This window comes from Pseudomonas sp. Bc-h (assembly GCF_002080045.1).
In the GTDB taxonomy this organism is placed as follows: domain Bacteria; phylum Pseudomonadota; class Gammaproteobacteria; order Pseudomonadales; family Pseudomonadaceae; genus Aquipseudomonas.
Genome location: NZ_MUIN01000003.1, coordinates 317,013 through 333,756, shown reverse-complemented (window position 1 = coordinate 333,756; position 16,744 = coordinate 317,013). Strand labels below are relative to the sequence as shown.

General features: G+C 55.0%; 13 protein-coding genes and 4 pseudogenes. 9 read left to right on the top strand and 8 right to left on the bottom strand.

The window, feature by feature from the left end:
• Positions 1–67: 67 nt before the first annotated feature.
• Both BWR59_RS06275 and glnK read right to left on the bottom strand, forming a co-directional pair.
• Positions 68–1,405, bottom strand: a complete 1,338-nt coding sequence (locus BWR59_RS06275) for an ammonium transporter (protein ID WP_081564765.1) — start codon at positions 1,403–1,405, stop codon at positions 68–70.
• 33 nt (positions 1,406–1,438) lie between these two features.
• On the bottom strand, positions 1,439–1,777 hold the full coding sequence (glnK, locus tag BWR59_RS06270; RefSeq protein ID WP_002555808.1) for a P-II family nitrogen regulator: 339 nt from the start codon (positions 1,775–1,777) through the stop codon (positions 1,439–1,441).
• A gap of 420 nt (positions 1,778–2,197) precedes the next feature.
• Here glnK and BWR59_RS06265 point away from each other — a divergent pair, with 420 nt between their 5' ends.
• A complete protein-coding gene (locus BWR59_RS06265) occupies positions 2,198–2,461 on the top strand; it encodes an accessory factor UbiK family protein (RefSeq protein ID WP_081564764.1) in 264 nt (87 codons plus the stop codon).
• A 44-nt stretch (positions 2,462–2,505) separates the two neighbouring features.
• On the opposite strand, the gene BWR59_RS06260 is transcribed toward BWR59_RS06265, so the two are convergent.
• Together BWR59_RS06260 and BWR59_RS06255 are read right to left on the bottom strand one after the other, a co-directional pair.
• A complete protein-coding gene (locus BWR59_RS06260) occupies positions 2,506–2,811 on the bottom strand; it encodes a HigA family addiction module antitoxin (protein WP_081564763.1) in 306 nt (101 codons plus the stop codon).
• 10 nt (positions 2,812–2,821) lie between these two features.
• Complete coding sequence (locus BWR59_RS06255; RefSeq protein WP_081564762.1) at positions 2,822–3,100, bottom strand: type II toxin-antitoxin system RelE/ParE family toxin; 279 nt, start codon at positions 3,098–3,100, stop codon at positions 2,822–2,824.
• 203 nt (positions 3,101–3,303) lie between these two features.
• Between BWR59_RS06255 and BWR59_RS06250 the strand changes: the two are divergent.
• A pseudogene (locus tag BWR59_RS06250) lies at positions 3,304–4,146 on the top strand (magnesium chelatase domain-containing protein); the annotation flags it as partial.
• Between the two features lie 123 nt (positions 4,147–4,269).
• Here the strand turns inward: BWR59_RS06250 and BWR59_RS32355 are convergent.
• On the bottom strand, positions 4,270–5,232 hold the full coding sequence (locus tag BWR59_RS32355; RefSeq protein ID WP_168184450.1) for a hypothetical protein: 963 nt from the start codon (positions 5,230–5,232) through the stop codon (positions 4,270–4,272).
• A 141-nt stretch (positions 5,233–5,373) separates the two neighbouring features.
• Between BWR59_RS32355 and BWR59_RS06235 the strand changes: the two genes are divergently transcribed.
• Positions 5,374–6,045 (top strand): site-specific integrase, encoded by a 672-nt coding sequence (locus BWR59_RS06235; RefSeq protein ID WP_081564894.1) that lies wholly within the window; start codon positions 5,374–5,376, stop codon positions 6,043–6,045.
• A 106-nt stretch (positions 6,046–6,151) separates the two neighbouring features.
• On the opposite strand, the pseudogene BWR59_RS31890 reads toward BWR59_RS06235, so the two are convergent.
• Positions 6,152–6,316 (bottom strand): annotated as a pseudogene (locus BWR59_RS31890) (IS630 family transposase); the annotation flags it as partial.
• Between the two features lie 211 nt (positions 6,317–6,527).
• Here BWR59_RS31890 and BWR59_RS06225 point away from each other — a divergent pair.
• The 6 genes and pseudogenes from BWR59_RS06225 to BWR59_RS06200 all read left to right on the top strand — a co-directional run.
• Positions 6,528–6,677, top strand: a pseudogene (locus tag BWR59_RS06225) (transposase domain-containing protein); the annotation flags it as partial.
• Positions 6,674–6,988 (top strand): hypothetical protein, encoded by a 315-nt coding sequence (locus BWR59_RS06220; RefSeq protein ID WP_081564758.1) that lies wholly within the window; start codon positions 6,674–6,676, stop codon positions 6,986–6,988. The pseudogene BWR59_RS06225 and the gene BWR59_RS06220, both read left to right, overlap by 4 nt.
• 87 nt (positions 6,989–7,075) lie before the next feature.
• A pseudogene (locus BWR59_RS06215) lies at positions 7,076–9,255 on the top strand (malate synthase G).
• A 665-nt stretch (positions 9,256–9,920) separates the two neighbouring features.
• A complete protein-coding gene (locus BWR59_RS06210) occupies positions 9,921–11,240 on the top strand; it encodes an MFS transporter (RefSeq protein ID WP_081564757.1) in 1,320 nt (439 codons plus the stop codon).
• A gap of 25 nt (positions 11,241–11,265) precedes the next feature.
• Complete coding sequence (locus BWR59_RS06205) at positions 11,266–12,018, top strand: Asp/Glu racemase (RefSeq protein WP_081564756.1); 753 nt, start codon at positions 11,266–11,268, stop codon at positions 12,016–12,018.
• Positions 12,019–12,039: 21 nt separating this feature from the next.
• Complete coding sequence (locus tag BWR59_RS06200) at positions 12,040–12,957, top strand: LysR family transcriptional regulator (protein WP_081564755.1); 918 nt, start codon at positions 12,040–12,042, stop codon at positions 12,955–12,957.
• A 242-nt stretch (positions 12,958–13,199) separates the two neighbouring features.
• On the opposite strand, the gene BWR59_RS06195 is transcribed toward BWR59_RS06200, so the two are convergent.
• Positions 13,200–15,560 carry a S8 family peptidase gene (locus BWR59_RS06195; protein WP_269140317.1) on the bottom strand — a complete coding sequence of 787 codons (2,361 nt, stop codon included), beginning with the start codon at positions 15,558–15,560 and terminating at the stop codon, positions 13,200–13,202.
• 155 nt (positions 15,561–15,715) lie between these two features.
• Positions 15,716–16,705, bottom strand: a complete 990-nt coding sequence (locus BWR59_RS06190; protein ID WP_081564753.1) for an ATP-binding protein — start codon at positions 16,703–16,705, stop codon at positions 15,716–15,718.
• Positions 16,706–16,744 lie beyond the last annotated feature (39 nt).

Sequence of the window (16,744 nt, the reverse complement as noted above, 5' to 3'; positions counted from 1 at the left end):
GTTGTGCCTATCGACAAACTCCAGACAAAAAAATGCCCGGTAAACCGGGCATTTTTTTAAGCCGTGATTACAAGTTGTAGCCACGCTCGTTGTGTTGCGCAAGGTCCAGACCGACAGCTTCTTCTTCCTCGGTGACACGCAGGCCCATGACCGCGTCCAGCACCTTGAGGATGATGAAGGTCACGATACCGGTGTAGATAACCGTGAAGCCTACGCCTTTGCACTGGATCCAGACTTGTGCAGCGATGTCGGTCACAGTGCCGAAGCCGCCCAGCGATGGTGCTGCAAAAACACCGGTCAGGATCGCGCCGAGGATACCGCCGATACCGTGAACGCCGAAGGCATCAAGGGAGTCGTCGTAGCCCAGTTTGCGTTTCAGGCTGGTGGCGCAGAAGAAGCAGACCACGCCGGCCGCCAGGCCGATGATCAGGCCGCCCATCGGGCCGACAGTACCGGCCGCAGGGGTGATGGCGACCAGACCGGCAACCACGCCCGAAGCGATACCCAGCGCGCTTGGCTTACCGTGGGTCAGCCACTCGGCGAACATCCAGCCCAGAGCAGCGGCGGCGGTTGCGATCTGAGTTACCAGCATCGCCATGCCGGCAGTGCCGTTGGCCGCCGCAGCGGAACCTGCGTTGAAGCCGAACCAGCCTACCCACAGCATCGCTGCGCCGACCAGGGTGTAACCCAGGTTGTGCGGAGCCATTGGAGTTGTCGGGAAACCTTTGCGCTTGCCCAATACCAGGCACGCTACCAGGCCAGCCACACCGGCGTTGATGTGAACAACGGTGCCGCCCGCGAAATCGAGTACGCCCCAGTCCCACAGCAGACCACCGACACCACTCCAGACCATGTGCGCGATTGGCGCGTAGACCAGGGTGAACCAGATGGCCATGAAGATCAGCATCGCGGAGAACTTCATGCGTTCTGCGAAGGCGCCGACGATCAGAGCAGGGGTGATGATGGCGAAAGTCATCTGGAAGGTGACGAACACAGCTTCAGGGAACAGAGCTGCGGCACCTGTGATGCTTGAAGGCGTGACGCCTGCAAGGAACGCCTTCGACAGGCCGCCGACGAAGGAGTTGAAGTTAACGACGTTGGCTTCCATACCGGTGGTGTCGAACGCCATGCTGTAGCCGTAGACGACCCACAGGATGCTGATCAGACCGGTGATGGCGAAGCACTGCATCATTACCGAAAGAACGTTTTTCGAGCGGACCATGCCGCCGTAGAACAGCGCAAGACCGGGTACGGTCATGAACAGCACAAGGGCTGTCGAGGTCAGCATCCAGGCGGTGTCGCCTGAGTTCAGTACTGGGGCTGCCACTTCGTCTGCCGCCATGGCCAAGCCAGGGGTTACGAGGGACAACAGGGCTCCTAGCCCTGCGAATTGACGCAGAGTCATATTGTTTTCTCCTGGGGCGTTGGGTTTGGCGGCTTAGATTGCGTCGGTATCGGTTTCGCCGGTACGGATGCGAATAGCCTGTTCCAGATTGACCACGAAGATCTTTCCGTCACCGATCTTGCCGGTGTTGGCCGCTTTGGTTATCGCTTCGATAACGCGGTCCAGATCCTTGTCGTCGATCGCAACATCGATCTTCACCTTGGGAAGGAAGTCGACTACGTATTCCGCACCGCGATACAGCTCGGTGTGGCCTTTCTGACGTCCGAAGCCTTTGACTTCAGTTACCGTGATGCCCTGCACGCCGATTTCGGACAACGACTCGCGTACGTCGTCCAGCTTGAACGGCTTGATGATGGCAGTGACTAGCTTCATGAAACTTTCTCCCGAATTGGTGGACTTGCCCCAGGAAAACAAACCCGACTCAAGTCTAAGCGCAGTGTCTGGCTTTGTAACGCGTCGATGGCCCGAAACAGACCAGACCAACGCCAGAAAACCGCTTCTGACGAAACACTTCCCCGCTCCGCCTGCCGCACTGCATTCGTCACAGCGACTGCATCAGTGCATGGGTCATATGCCACTAAGCAGAAACCTTGCCATCTCTACCAATCCCACGAATTACGGCGTATTGATCACTGTGACAGGGACTCAGATCGCCATCATCGAATCCGACCGCACAACAACAGTGCGCCTGTGCACGGGCTGATGCGCGAAAACCGTGCAGCCCGTGACAGCTCAAAAGGACTATAGACGCTGCGTGCTACACTGCCGCCCATCTGATTCCGGAACTTGATCATGCTCGCGCCCAAAGCTTTTCTAGATGCCCTGAGTGGCCACGCCTCGCGGTTGTTCAACGGCGAGACCCCGCTGCCACGCAACGAATTCGAAACCCAGTTCAAGGCGCTGCTGCAAAGCGGCTTCAGCAAACTGGATCTGGTAAGCCGTGAAGAATTCGACAGCCAGATGATCGTCCTCGCCCGCACCCGTGCCCGCCTGGAGGCACTGGAAGCGAAGATGGCCGAGATGGAAGCGCAACTGGCGGGGCAGGCGAAGGAGTGAAGCTTGCGCATACACCGACTACGGCCGGGCGCGCCCTGTTTTGCTCAGGCGCAGTGCGCGATACGTTGAACCTGCGCTTTTATGGCTGAACCCCGTTCGATTTCCGCTTTGCGCAGATCGTAGGTGAGTTGCAGATTCAGCCAGAACTCAGGGGTGGTCTCAAAACAAGCAGCGAGGCGCAACGCCATGTCAGCGCTCACCCCTCTGCGCTGGAGCACAATGTCATTTACCGTCGGGGTGGAGACGCCCAACGCGCGTGCCAACGCCGCAGACGTAAGCTCCAGCGGTTCCAGATATTCCTCTTTGAGAATTTCCCCGGGATGTACCGGGCGCATTCCGTTCTTGGTCATTGGGGTTACCTCAGTGGTAATCGACGATTTCGACATTCTCCGGGCCGTTTGGACCCCAGATGAAGCAAATACGCCATTGGGCGTTGATGCGTATGCTGTGCTGCCCTTTTCGATCGCCCCCGAGCGCTTCCAGACGATTTCCCGGTGGAGACTTTAAATCCACCAGCGACGTAGCAGCGTCGAGCATCGTCAGCTTGCGTTCCACGACTGAGAGAATTGACGACCAGATACGCGTCCTGCCCTGTCTGAAAAGCGATTCAGTATCCTTACATTTAAAACTCGCAATCATTGCTAACGCTTAACGCTTAACGTTATTCGTTAATTGCGGATTGTAGTCAGCGTCGGACGCGGAAGCAACGAAGCCGTCGTCAAAGCATATCCGAGCGCCAATCAATCAGACACATGCCGTAGAACATGCACGCGCGCCCACTCCCCCACTCTGACTATCCTTGAGCACGCCGCAGGACGCGGTGCCTCCCTCAAGGAACGATCATGTCTCTCGCCATTGTTCTCAGCCGCGCGCAAGTGGGTGTCGAGGCGCCTGCTGTCACTGTCGAAACGCATCTGGCCAACGGCCTGCCTGCGCTTACGCTGGTCGGTTTGCCTGAAGGTGCGGTGAAAGAGAGCAAAGATAGGGTGCGCAGTGCGATTCTCAACTGCCGGCTGGAGTTTCCGGCGCGGCGCATCACCTTGAATCTCGCACCCGCCGATCTGCCCAAGGATGGCGGGCGTTTTGACCTGGCGATCGCCTTGGGTTTGCTGGCGGCCAGCGCACAGGTGCCGAAGTTGGCGCTGGATGGCGTGGAGTGCCTTGGTGAATTGGCGTTGTCAGGCGCGATTCGGCCGGTGCAAGGTGTCTTGCCCGCCGCACTGGCGGCTCGCGAAGCGGGACATACGCTGATCGTCCCAGCCGTGAACGCCGAAGAAGCCTGCCTCGCTTCAGGGTTGAAGGTGATTGCGGTCAGTCACCTGCTTGAACTGGTCTCTCACCTCAACGGCCACACCCCTATCGCACCCTACAAATCCAACGGGCTGATCCTGAAAATTCAGCCCTACCCCGACCTCAGTGAAGTTCAGGGACAGACCGCGGCCAAGCGCGCCCTGCTGGTCGCGGCTGCCGGGGCACATAACCTGCTGTTCAGCGGCCCTCCCGGCACCGGCAAGACGCTGCTCGCCAGTCGTCTGCCCGGTTTGCTGCCGCCGCTGGATGAACGCGAGGCATTAGAGGTAGCGGCGATTCAATCGGTCGCCAGCCATGCCCCGCTGACCAGTTGGCCACAACGCCCTTTTCGCCAACCCCATCACTCGGCGTCGGGGCCGGCGCTGGTAGGCGGTTGTAAGACACATCAGTAAACGAGAAATATAGAATTAAAAAATAATTTCTCTGATTAAATGAGAAAAAGCATGCGATTGCTTAATGCTGAATCCTGCATCATGACCGCTGCTCCAGCCACGCCTTCAGGCCGGAGTGGTTGCTATCGCTGATAGACCTTCCGTTTGTAAGGCGTTTTGTGGAGAGATTGCATACGCCGACTCATGAATCTTTTCAACAATCAGCGAGTGTAGCTGACGTTTGTCCTGGCGGCTTGGCTTTATCGTTTGGCCCGTAACTCGCAACTCAGCATGGCTACCGAATGGCATCATAAACTTAAGTAGCATGTTTTTCCGAGAAGTAATTAAGCTGTTATTTAAACTTGTAACCTGTAGATTTTTAAATGGCAGCACTCCTGAGACAACAGAACTCACAGATAACGAAAGAAGTGCTGTAGCAGAAATTTCCTTTTCGCTAAATTTGCTTCGACCAGCCGGCATCAAAAAGCTACTACTACTACTACTACTACTACTACTACTACTACTACTACTACTACTACTACTACTACTACTACTACTACTACTACTACTGAGCATGCGAGGCAACCAAGACTGAAACTCAGATGTCAGTACAAAATTCGCATACGGCTTTGAAGGACACAGATAGTGCCTGAATAATTCCGCACAAGGGATGATGACTTTGGCATGCGGACCTTCAAACTGAACATAATTGATATGAGATAAAAACTCTGTCCTAGGGCACTTAGCGTGAAGAAGCCGTTGACGCACCTCTTCTGGTCGAAGATGATGGACTGCGTCAACATAGGCAACTTCATAGTTACTGAGGTCTATCCAGTGCCCCCCAAAAGTATGTGCGGAAATTCTTCTTCCGTACTGCCATAGTGACCCCGGAATGAGCGCACGAATCGCGTCCATCGGAAGCGTTACGTAGATACTTGACCCAGACCAAACTTTTTCTTTCAGACTTCTTACTGAGCGACAGTAAAAGACAGCTTCGAATCTGTCATTACTTCTCGATGAAACCAATTGCCCTACGCCAACAACCTCCAAAATCATCGGCCCACGATCTAGCTGGGAGATATATTTCATATTCGACACCGGAAAAATTACTTATGAAATCAAAGATCTATAAATATTTTTAGACCTTTCGAGCCGAGCGATCGATATTGACATATCAATAGGAATAACGTCACATTGGAGGTACCTTTGCAGTCGACCGGTAATTCTGCCTTGAACAATCTCGCCAAGTCCCCCATCCTAACCAATACGCAAATCACGCACGCCGCAAGTCTAGCAAAATCAATTAGCCAAGAAAATGGAAATCGAGACGCCGCCTTAATATTAACCTGCTTCTCAAGTGGTCTAACAACCACTGAAATTGCAAAGCTGACCGTTAAAGACTATTTAGCTGCGAACGGTGATATTCTATATGAATCCAAAGTTAGAGAACAAATCTCCTACAACGGCCGCAGCCGACCACTCTTCTGGGCAAATCCAAAAACAAATTCTGCAGTTGACGCACATTTAGCAGAACGCTCCATCCGCAATCACGGCACCACATCACTCAAGACATTTCGAGGACTAGCACCAGATTCGCCCTTGTTCGTATCTGGCCGAACGGGCGCGACCCTAAAAATTAGTGTCCAGGTAAGAGATGGCCAAACTTACTATAGCTGTAATCAGCTAAGTAGACTCATTACGAGGTTGCTTGAACTATCAGGAGTACAGGGAGCAAGCGCGCAATCTGGCAGACGAACCTTAGCCTGTAAAATGGCCAAACATGGAATTAAATATAGCTACATAGGTGAAGTTTTAGGCATTGAAAGCCTAGAAGCCGTAAAAAAATTGTGCCGTGACTCGCACCCTTGCTTTAAAACAATCATGGGGTCAATTTATAAGTGATTTTTCAGGAGCTCACCAAAATAAATTGCAGGCAATAACAGTCGTCAACCCCTTGCTTCGAGAATGACGGGGCGACTGTGAGCTAGCGTGCTGTTCTCGAAATAATTTACCCATTAGCCTGTGAGGCCATTGCCTCACGGGCGCGCTGAATCTTGTTCAGGATATCTTCGCCTTTTGCATTCCAGACATACCGGGTCGGTTGCGCATTTCGCAGGGCCAGGAACGTTTCCAGCTCGCGTACCGAACCGAAACTGCCCTCACGTAAATACACGGCTGTCTGTTGCCGCTGACCGAAAGCTGACCCAGTAAAGGCTGTTCTGCCGACTGAAAACTGACCCAGGTATTCAACTGCTTCTGCTCACTTTCCGAGCAGGAGAACACAGGGTGATCAGCATGGAAATGTTGGGAAAAATCCGGCGGATGTACTTCCGCGACAAGCTTTCGCTGCACCAGATAGCCAAGCGTACCGGGCTGTCGAGAACAGTGCGCAGATTTACAGCCTGGTCGAAACAGCTAAGGCTAACGGCCAAGAGCCCTATACGTGGCTGCGCCACGTACTGGAGCGACTACCGCACGCCGTGTCGGTAGAGGACTTTGAAGCGCTACTACCCTGGAATTGGAAGGCATCATGAGTATCAATATTGATCATCTGAGTGTCGATGAATTAGTGACACTGAATCACCACATCATCGAACGCCTGAAGATGCTGGAGTCGTTGGAGGCTCACAAATCGATGATGCAGTTCCATCCGGGCGCACGGGTAAGCTTCGACTCACCACGCGGTGAGCGCTTGTCTGGCACTGTCATGAAATTCAACCGAAAGACCGTCACAGTGGCCACCGATAACGGCCAACGCTGGAATATCTCGCCGCACTTGCTCTCACCGATCAAAGACGTACAGGCTGGGGCTGTGGTGGATACCAGACCACAAAAAATCAAGTAATGCGCTTCGTATGGCCTGTGCGACAAATGATGTGATTTCACCCCGGAGACCTGTGGGGGGGGCACATGTTGACCGCGCCGCCTGTTTTTGGATAGGTGGGGATCATGGATCAGTTACCAAGTAGCGACCGTTTTGCAGCGTTTTGTCGATGAGGAGGTGCTCCCAGGCTGCGGTTTGGGGTGCGAGGAATTCTGGACGGCCTTCGATGCCCTGGTGCATGAACTGGCGCCCCAGAACCGCGCGTTGCTTGCCGAGCGTGATCGACTGCAAGCTGAACTGGATACCTGGCACCGCACTCATCCTGGCCCTGTGACGGACATGCCAGCTTACCGGGCTTTCCTTGAATCCATCGGCTACCTGCTACCACAGCCAGACGAGGTTCGGATCAGCACCGCTAATGTTGACAGCGAAATCGTCAATCAAGCCGGCCCGCAGCTCGTTGTTCCGCTGATGAACGCACGCTATGCGCTCAATGCCACCAACGCCCGCTGGGGCTCGTTGTACGACGCGTTGTACGGCACTGACGCGATCAGCGACGACGGTGGTGCCGAGAAAGGCCTGGGTTACAACCCGGTGCGTGGAGCCAGGGTGATTACTTTCGCCCGCGCCTTACTTGACCAGGCTGCCGCGCTGGTCAGCGGTTCCCATGCCGATGCAGTGAACTACCGGGTAAGCGACGGCCAGCTTCAGGTAACCCTGAATAATGGCAACCAGACTGGCTTGGCCCAGGCTGACAAATTCGTCGGGTATCAGGGCGAGGCAGCTGCACCAACGGCAGTGCTTTTAAAGAATAATGGTTTGCACCTGGAAATCCAGATTGATCAGAACAGCCAGATCGGCGCCGCTGACGCCGCCGGCGTCAAGGATCTGCTGGTCGAGGCGGCGGTGTCGACCATTCTCGACTGCGAAGATTCGGTGGCCGCGGTCGATGCGCACGACAAGGTGCTGATCTACCGCAACTGGCTAGGCGTGATGAAGGGCGATCTCAGCGAAGATCTGGTCAAGGGCGGCAGGCTGTTCACTCGCCAGCTCAACCCCGATCGTCACTATATTGCCACCGATGGCGGAAAATTCAATTTGCACGGTCGCTCGTTGCTGTTCATACGTAACGTCGGCCACCTGATGAGCACCCCGACGATTCTCGACAGCGAAGGCCACGAGATTCCCGAAGGCATCCTCGACGGCGTGATGACCAGTCTGATTGCCCTGTACGACCTGACACGTCGGAGCAACTCACGCACCGGCAGTTTGTATATCGTCAAGCCGAAGATGCATGGCCCCGCTGAAGTGGCCTTTACCAACCAGTTGTTCGATCGTATCGAAGATCTGCTCAAGCTACAGCGATACACGCTCAAGATGGGCATCATGGACGAGGAGCGGCGTACCAGCGTCAACCTCAAGGCCTGCATTGCTGCTGCCAGTGCGCGGGTGGTCTTCATCAACACGGGTTTTCTCGACCGAACCGGTGACGAGATGCACAGCGCCATGCACGCGGGGCCATGTTGCGCAAGGGCGACATGAAATCCAGCGCCTGGATCGGGGCCTATGAGCGCAACAATGTACTGGTGGGTTTGAATTGCGGCCTACGTAATCGCGCGCAGATCGGCAAGGGTATGTGGGCCATGCCGGATCTGATGGCGTCCATGCTGGAACAGAAGATCGCTCACCCTCTGGCAGGAGCGAGTACTGCCTGGGTCCCCTCGCCGACTGCGGCCGTGTTGCACGCGATGCACTACCATCAGGTGGATGTGCAAGCGGTGCAGTACGAACTGGAAAGAGTGGACTTCGAGTCTCAGCGAGACAGTCTGCTCAACGACCTGCTGGCGGTGCCAGTTGTTGCCGAATACTCGTGGAGCGCTGCGGACATCCAGCAAGAGCTGGACAACAACTGCCAGGGCATCCTCGGTTACGTAGTGCGTTGGGTCGAGCAAGGCATCGGCTGTTCCAAGGTGCCGGATATCCACAACGTCGGCCTGATGGCGGACCGCGCCACTCTGCGCATTTCCAGCCAGCACATTGCCAACTGGCTTTTTCATGGTGTGGTCAGTGAAGTGCAGGTGCGCGAGACTCTTGAGCGTATGGCTAAGGTCGTTGATATGCAGAACTGCGCCGACTCGCTGTATCAGCCAATGGCTCGGAATTACGCGCAATCGGCGGCATTCCGAGCTGCCAGTGATCTTGTTTTCAAGGGTTGCGAACAGCCTAGCGGCTATACCGAACCGTTGCTAAATGCCTGGCGCCAGTGCTTCAAACAACAGGGGACGTAAGCAGGTTCACTGTAAGTGCTTTCTTATTGATATGGATCTCCGTGCGATCTCCGATCCTGGTACTACGGCCATCTGGGAGCATCTCTCTCGCATTCTCACTGCCCCATTAGATGTCTCCCAAGGATGCTGCCGAAGGAGAAAGACCAGAGGGTCATGCAACAAGAGGAATGTCCATCGTACTGATCAGGTGAAGTTTTCCCCTACCTTCAGTGGTCATTAGAAAATGAAATGAAGTCTTTAGTTTTTAAAATAGGCAAGTACGTCCGCTCCATTTACGACAGGCAGCGATCGGCCCAGAGTATGTAAAAACGCTCATGGACCTCATCGTCGTGGAGCAGTGAAGTTCGTTGGCTGAGCGATCGCACCGTCATGTCACGGGCCATATCAGTCGCAGCCTGGAACACGCCAACGCTGTTTTTACAGCCGATGGAATGGGCCAAAACCGGCCTTTTTCAGGCCGTCAGCGCTTTCATCAAACAGTTTGTTGGCGCTGATTGAAAACTGACCCTGCCATCGCCATCCGCGATGGCAGGCTCGTGAATGGCTGATATACGACTCTTTTTTCCCCTCCTAACATCGGTCGCAGATGAGCATTCGTTCGCCGAACGCTTACTTCGGTGCACGAGTTTCCAAAAATAAGAATGAGAGTCCCGCGAGGTTTAACTATGAAATCCGTAACTGCCACCTCTTCGACCGGTGCGCCCGTCGTCGATGAAGTCGGTCGATTGACCACTAGCCAACGCTATGTGACGTTAGGGGGCTCTTGGGCCGCCTGGCTGTTCGATGCGCTGGATGCCACCGTCTTCGGATTCGTTCTGTTGGCGGTCGCCAAGACCTTCTCTGTTAGTTTGAGCGACGTAGTTTCCACCGTGGCCTGGTTTCTGCTGGCCACGGGAATTGGAGGTTTCTTCCTCGGCAATATTTCCGACAAGATTGGTCGTAAAAAAACCATGATGCTGTCGGTGTTCGTCTACGGCACCGGCACCCTGCTCTGTGCTTTTGCCGACAGCCTGTGGCAGCTCAATGTGTTCCGCTTCTGTGTTGGTATCGCTGTGGGTGGTTTGTGGTCCGCCGCGGCCGCACTGGTGTCAGAGATCTGGCCGCCGGCTGGACGTGCTAAGGCGTTTGCGGTGATGCAGACCGGTTGGTCGGGTGGCGGTTTGCTGGCGGCAATTTTCGCCTGGACGTTCCTCGACGGTGGCAACCCTGAATCCTGGCGAAACCTGTTCATCTACGCCTCGATTCCAGCCTATTTCACCCTGGTGTTCATCTGGCTGTTCGTCAAGGAGTCGCCGGTATGGCTGGCCAACCGTGAATTCATGCGCACTAACGCCAGCAAAGGCCAGTTGATGGAAATCTTCCGTCCGCAGTACCTGAAATTGACCCTGCTGGGCTTGAGCATTTCGGTACTGGGCATGTACGGCTACTGGATCATCACCACCTTCATGCCGGCTTACCTGCAGAACATCCTGAACGTGCGGATCGATCAGGCACCGGTGTTTGTCATCTGGATCGGCATTGGCGCGACAATCGGTTATCTGGCCTATGGCTACTTGGCGGAAAGCATCGGTCGTCGCTTGTCGTTCGCGATCTTCTTTGGCGGCATGGCAATCATGGTCCCGGTGTTTGCTTTCTCGGCGACCCTGATGCCATTGACCGACGGCAAGTTGCTGTTCACCACCCAGAACATCATCACCCTCGGTTCGCTGGCCGCGCTGTTGGGCTTCTTCACAGGCTATTTCAGTGGCTTCGGTGCATGGTACTCGGAGTTGTTCCCTACCAGCATCCGTTCTACTGCGTCGGGTTTCTGTTTCAACTTCGGCCGGGTTGGCGCCATCGCTGGCATCAAACTGGTACCGGTGCTGATTCCGCTCATCGGTTTCACCACCACCATTTCTCTCGCCTCCGTTTCCTACGTCATCGCCGCTGTCATGGTGTTCACGCTGCAGGAAACCAAAGGCACTCAACTCACCAGCGGCAACTGATCAGCACTGCGCAAAGGAAAAAACCATGAAAAACTTTCGAATCGGCCAAATCGTACCGAGCTCCAACACCACGATGGAAACCGAAATCCCGGCAATGCTTACATCACGCTACGGGCTGTTTCCAGAAGAGCGTTTTACCTTTCACTCCTCACGCATGCGCATGATGCACGTCAGCCCCGAAGAGCTGAAAAAGATGGACATCGACAGTGACCGCTGCGCGCTGGAACTCAGCGACGCACGGGTGGATGTCATGGCTTATGCCTGCCTGGTGGCGATCATGTGCCAGGGACCGGGCTATCACAAAGTCTCGCAAGAGCGCTTGAGTAAAACCGTGGCTTCCAATCAGTCGGCCGCTCCGGTACTCAGTTCCGCGGGTGCGTTGATCGACAGCTTGAACATGCTCGACTACAAGAAAATCTCGATCATTACCCCGTACATGAAACCGCTGACCCAACAGGTCATCGACTACATCGAGGCCGCGGGTATCGAAGTGGTCGACTCCATCAGCCTGGAAGTGTCCGACAACCTTGAAGTCGGTCGTCTGGACCCGATGAATCTGGTGGCCCACGCCGACCGGCTGAATATCGGTCAGGCCGACGGTGTGGTGCTGTCGTGCTGTGTGCAGATGCCTTCGCTGCCAGCGATTCAGGTGGTCCAGGATCGCCTCGACAAACCGGTGCTGTCGGCGTCAGTTGCTACCGTGTACCAAATGCTAAAAACCCTCGGTCTCGAGGCCAAAGTACCGAACGCCGGTCACCTGTTGTCCGGGGCATTCTGAGTCAGTGACTGAGGTAGTACTATGCTGGCCATTCAGATCAGCAAACCGGTACTTCACATGAAACTCGACCCGGTCTCGTTGCGACTCTTCGTCAGCGTCGTTGAAGAAGGCACCATTGCGGCCGCCGCCAAGCGCGAACACATCGCTGCGGCGGCGGTCAGCAAGCGGCTCAGCGAACTGGAAGAGCTGCTCGACTCGAAACTGCTCAACCGCACCAACAAGGGCATTTCGCCAACCGACGCCGGCCTGTCGTTGTTATTCATGGCTCGCAGTGCCCTGAACAACCTCAACGAAATCGTTGTGCAGATGCGCGACTACTCTCACGGCCGTCGTGGCTCGGTGCATGTGCTGGCCAACATCTCCGCCATCACCCAATTTCTGCCCGGCCTGATCAAGTCGTTCATGCAGCTGTACCCATTGATCAACATCAGCCTCGAAGAAAAGCAAAGTCTGGCGATCACCAAAGCGGTGTCCGAAAATGGTACCGACATCGGCATCTTCACACGCCTGCCCCATGGTGCCGACATTGAGGTCTTCCCGTTTCGCACGGATCGACTGGTGTTGCTCGTGCCTGATGGAGATCCGTTGGCCGAACACCAATCCGTCAAATTCAACGAAACCCTGGAGCACGAATACATCGCCTTGCGCAGCGGGACTCACCTCAACTTTCAGTTGATCAAGGCGGCCAACGACCAAGGACGCTCACTGAAAATACGTATGGAAGTTTCCAGTTACGACGCTCTGTACCTGATGGTTCAGGCCGGGTTGGGCATTGGTATCATGCCCGAGGGGAGCGCGGCGATTTACAAAATGGACGGCGCGAAGGTGGTCAGGCTAAATGAACCGTGGGCCTCCCGTGAACTCAACGTTTGCGTGAGGTCGCAAGAGGCGTTGTCCGTCGCAGCGAGATTGTTCCTAGAGCACTTGCTCGGAAGGTAGTAATTCAGCATCAATGGCCCGAAGGCAAGCTAACGACTTAGCCCAGTGTGTTGGCGCTGATTGAAAACTGACCGGGTCAGTTTTCAATCAGCGCCAACACTTCTTCCATTTGTCATCATCCTCAGTGATCCGCCGGCCTGTTGTCGTTGAGCGTTTCTGCTATCTCTGCATGGTTGAGCTGAAAGGGCGTTCGCGCCCCTTCAGCTCATACTGCTACGCACGGTACAGGGCGTAAGCCGTGCTCACGTCACGATTGCCGTTGCGTTGGCGATTGCCACGTCGACAGCGTTGTATAGGTCTACTTCAGTCTGCTGTGTCTTTATCGACACGACCAGGCTGTACCTCACGTCATCGTTGAAGCGCTGCTGTTTGACCAAGGTTTTCCACCACCCCGGCGCAGGATAGATCCCGATCATTCCCAATCCCGCCAAGTCGGAGGCCGGTCCTCGCCAGATGTCAGAGTGCAGAGACCCCTTATGGCGACCACGTGTACCTATCAGCCAGCGTGTGTCCGAGGGGCTGCTGAGGTAAGGGGTTTCATCGTCATCTTCTTCTCGGGCGCGTCTGTTGATCCGCTGACGGAACACTGTCGCATCCTCGCCAGATCGGCTGACCTCAAAGCGCAGTCCATGGGATTCATATCGATAGCGCCCTTTGAGCCCGCGTTCTGCGACACCTGGATTCGGCTCAACAAAGTAAGACAGGGTTACGCGCATCTCGACGTCCTCGTTTCCGAGATTCAGCAACTCCTGTTGAGGCCAGGGAAGTAGGTGAAGATGCATGTCGCGGGCGGTTGCGGGTTTAGATCCCTGCCGGGTGAACGGGCGAAGAGAATCTTCCACCACCAAGGTCAAAGAATTCGATGCGCTCCACAGTGCTCGGCCGATATCGGGAACGCCGAAACCACAGGTGCGAACCAGGGCTTCATAGTCTGACTTGGAGTCGCCGGCCAGAAACTCGGCCTTCATCCGCTCTGTCCACTCGGCGGAGTGCACTACTAGCGCACGTACCGTCTCCGGCCAGAGCTCTGGATAGGCAGAAGAGATTTGCGCGGCCATACGAGAAGCGAGTGCAGAGGCGGCACTGGTAGCCCACGTCGTGGTAAACAGGCGGTGCTGCGGTTCGTGTGACGTTGTCAGTAGTGAAAGAGAGGTGTGGCTAAAAATGCCGTAAGCGTCCCGAACCAGGTTACCACCCTCGAAGACAACATCCGGTTTCAACGGCCACGGTGTTTTTGTCCAGGTACAAGATGTGGTGCTGTAAGGGCTGAGGCTGCCATTGGCAGCAAGAACCGATTCCCCAGCAACGACTGGATCCAGCGTGACCTTCTGGGTATACGCACCCACACATATCGCGTTCCATGATTGGCCGGGATCATGAATACCGTCGGATTGATTGCTGAAGGGATAACGAACGTATTGTTCCGTATTGGCATTTCCTGCGGAAACGATCATCAGACGTGGCTGGGTCCGCCCGCCCAGAGCATCGGAGGTCAGAAGATCCACGGCTGCCGACCAGGCCGAAGGTCGGCCTCTGTCACGGTCATCGAGGCTTGTAATCGCCATGCTGAAAACGCGTTGCTTGTTGGGTTGGAAAATTTCTGGCCGCGCTACCGCGTTCATTGTCAACGAACCATACGATTCGCGCTGGTAGCCTCTCGCGCTCGGTAACAGCTTTACGGACTCGATGCGGTGGGAAATGCTCACTGGGCCTGGTGCTGACAGTGGATCAACCAGATCGCCATAGAGGGCGACTCCGGCAAGGCCGGTGCCATGGCCTACATCATCTTGAACTCCCCACTCGGCATCAACGGTGTGTAGATCTGCCATTCCAATATGGTTGGCCAGCAGGGGGTGGCCGTGGTTCACACCTGTATCGATCAGACAGATACGAACGCTGTTGTCATCACCACCTGAAGTACGCCCGAGCAGATCATCTGCCCATTCGCGTTGTTCAGTTGGGGTCAGCGCATCGAAGAATTCCGCCGTTTCTTTGGCTCGGCGAATTTCAGCAACTTCATTGAGCAGTGCCATTGACGCGGTGATGGCTGCTTGCGTGCCGTACACGTTGACGACTGTTCGCTCTGGAAAGGTCAGCGCATCTGTCGAAACCTGGAACTCAAGCACTCCCGCAATGTTTCGGAATCGCTGAAGTACAGCGGCTTGGTTATCGCGAGCAGGCAACCAGAACTCCCACCAAATCGGCTCATCAGGATTGCTGGGCAGCGCTTCTTGGCTGTCAGTCCATAGGGCACTGAAAGTTGCTGTTCGGATTTCAAGGATGGGGTTTAAAAGAGGGGTATTGCGAGGAACACCTTTACTGGTGTTTACGTGCATGTACTGCGTTACCAATCCTTCAAACGCACTGAGTTTTCCGTCTGGAACGAAAACAGTCGCAAAGTGAGTTTGGGTAGCCCCGTCGTAACGCAGATTCAACAACTCAATTCGTTGCTGACCTCGGGCCAGTCCTTCAAATGCCAGTTCAAAGCCAGGCTCACTTACAAATTCAAGTTGCAAGCCAAAGCCGCCGTCTTGGCCTTGAGAGCGTTGCAGTTGAACGGCCTGTACCATTCGCGTTCTGAAGTGCTCCAGTTGCCCCAGCAACCGCTCGCCATGCCTTGTTTTGTCGCGAGGGGGGAAAACTGGATCTCGGGTGGGGGATGCCGTCGATTGGTATCGCTCCGGCCGCCCTGTACGTTGTAGATGAAAGTGTCGCCGCTGCCCTGCGTTTGGTTCCGTCATCGAAAAGCTCTACCGGCTTATAATCGTTGTCTTCCGTGGAAAGCTTTACGCTCTTCAAGATGCTTTGCCACGTCCCTAGCGTCTACCGCACCACGATCATGAATGATCGCGTCTTTAATCGCATCATCTGCTGCCCGTACCAGTTCTGCGTAGCTCAGGCCACTTGCTACTGTGGTGAGCTCTTCCCAGCTTTTAATTGATTTCGAAAAGTTTACGAGCCGATTTTTCAGCACGGCGCAAATCTGTTCCGGGTTGGGCAGCCCATACTCGATAACATCATCAAAGCGTCGGAACAAGGCGTAGTCGAGAATTTCTGGATGGTTCGTGGCAGCGATGATCAAGCTGTTGGACTGATCTTGCTCAATCATCTGAAGAAAGCTGTTGAGTACACGACGAATCTCACCGACGTCATTGGCCAGGCTACGCTGAGATCCAATCGCGTCGAATTCGTCGAAGAAGTAGATTCCCCGAGTGTCTCTAATGGCGTCGAACACCTGCCGAAGCTTGGCCGCAGTTTCACCCATGAACTTGGTAATCAGGCTATCAAGGCGAACGATATACAGCGGGATACCGAGCTCTCCGGCCAAAGCCGAAGCGGTCATGGTCTTACCCGTTCCGGGTGGGCCGACCAAAAGCAACTTGCGGCGGGGCGAGAGGCCGTGCGCACGTATTTTTTCGAAATTGCGCTGTTCGCTGATAATGCGGGCAAGCCGGCCGTGGGTGGCGTCGTCCAGGATCATTTCAGAGAAGCGTGTCTGAGGAAGAGCAACAGAGAGCAGATTGCTCAATTCGCCTCTGGGCTGGCCAATGGGAACTGGTTGGCCAGACGGCAGTGGCTTTCGCTTGGACTGGGCAGAGTCAATCAGTGTGCGTAAATCCTCAGCAAGCTTTCCGTGTCCTTGCTTGGCTTCGTGTGCAGCCATCTGCATAGCAACGGCAAGAAAATGACTGTCATCTCCTTTGATGTGAGAGCGCAAAAGCGCCTTTAAATGCTCGCCACTAGCCATGGTGTTCTACCTTTTTCATCCAGTTAGTTTAATCGCTAA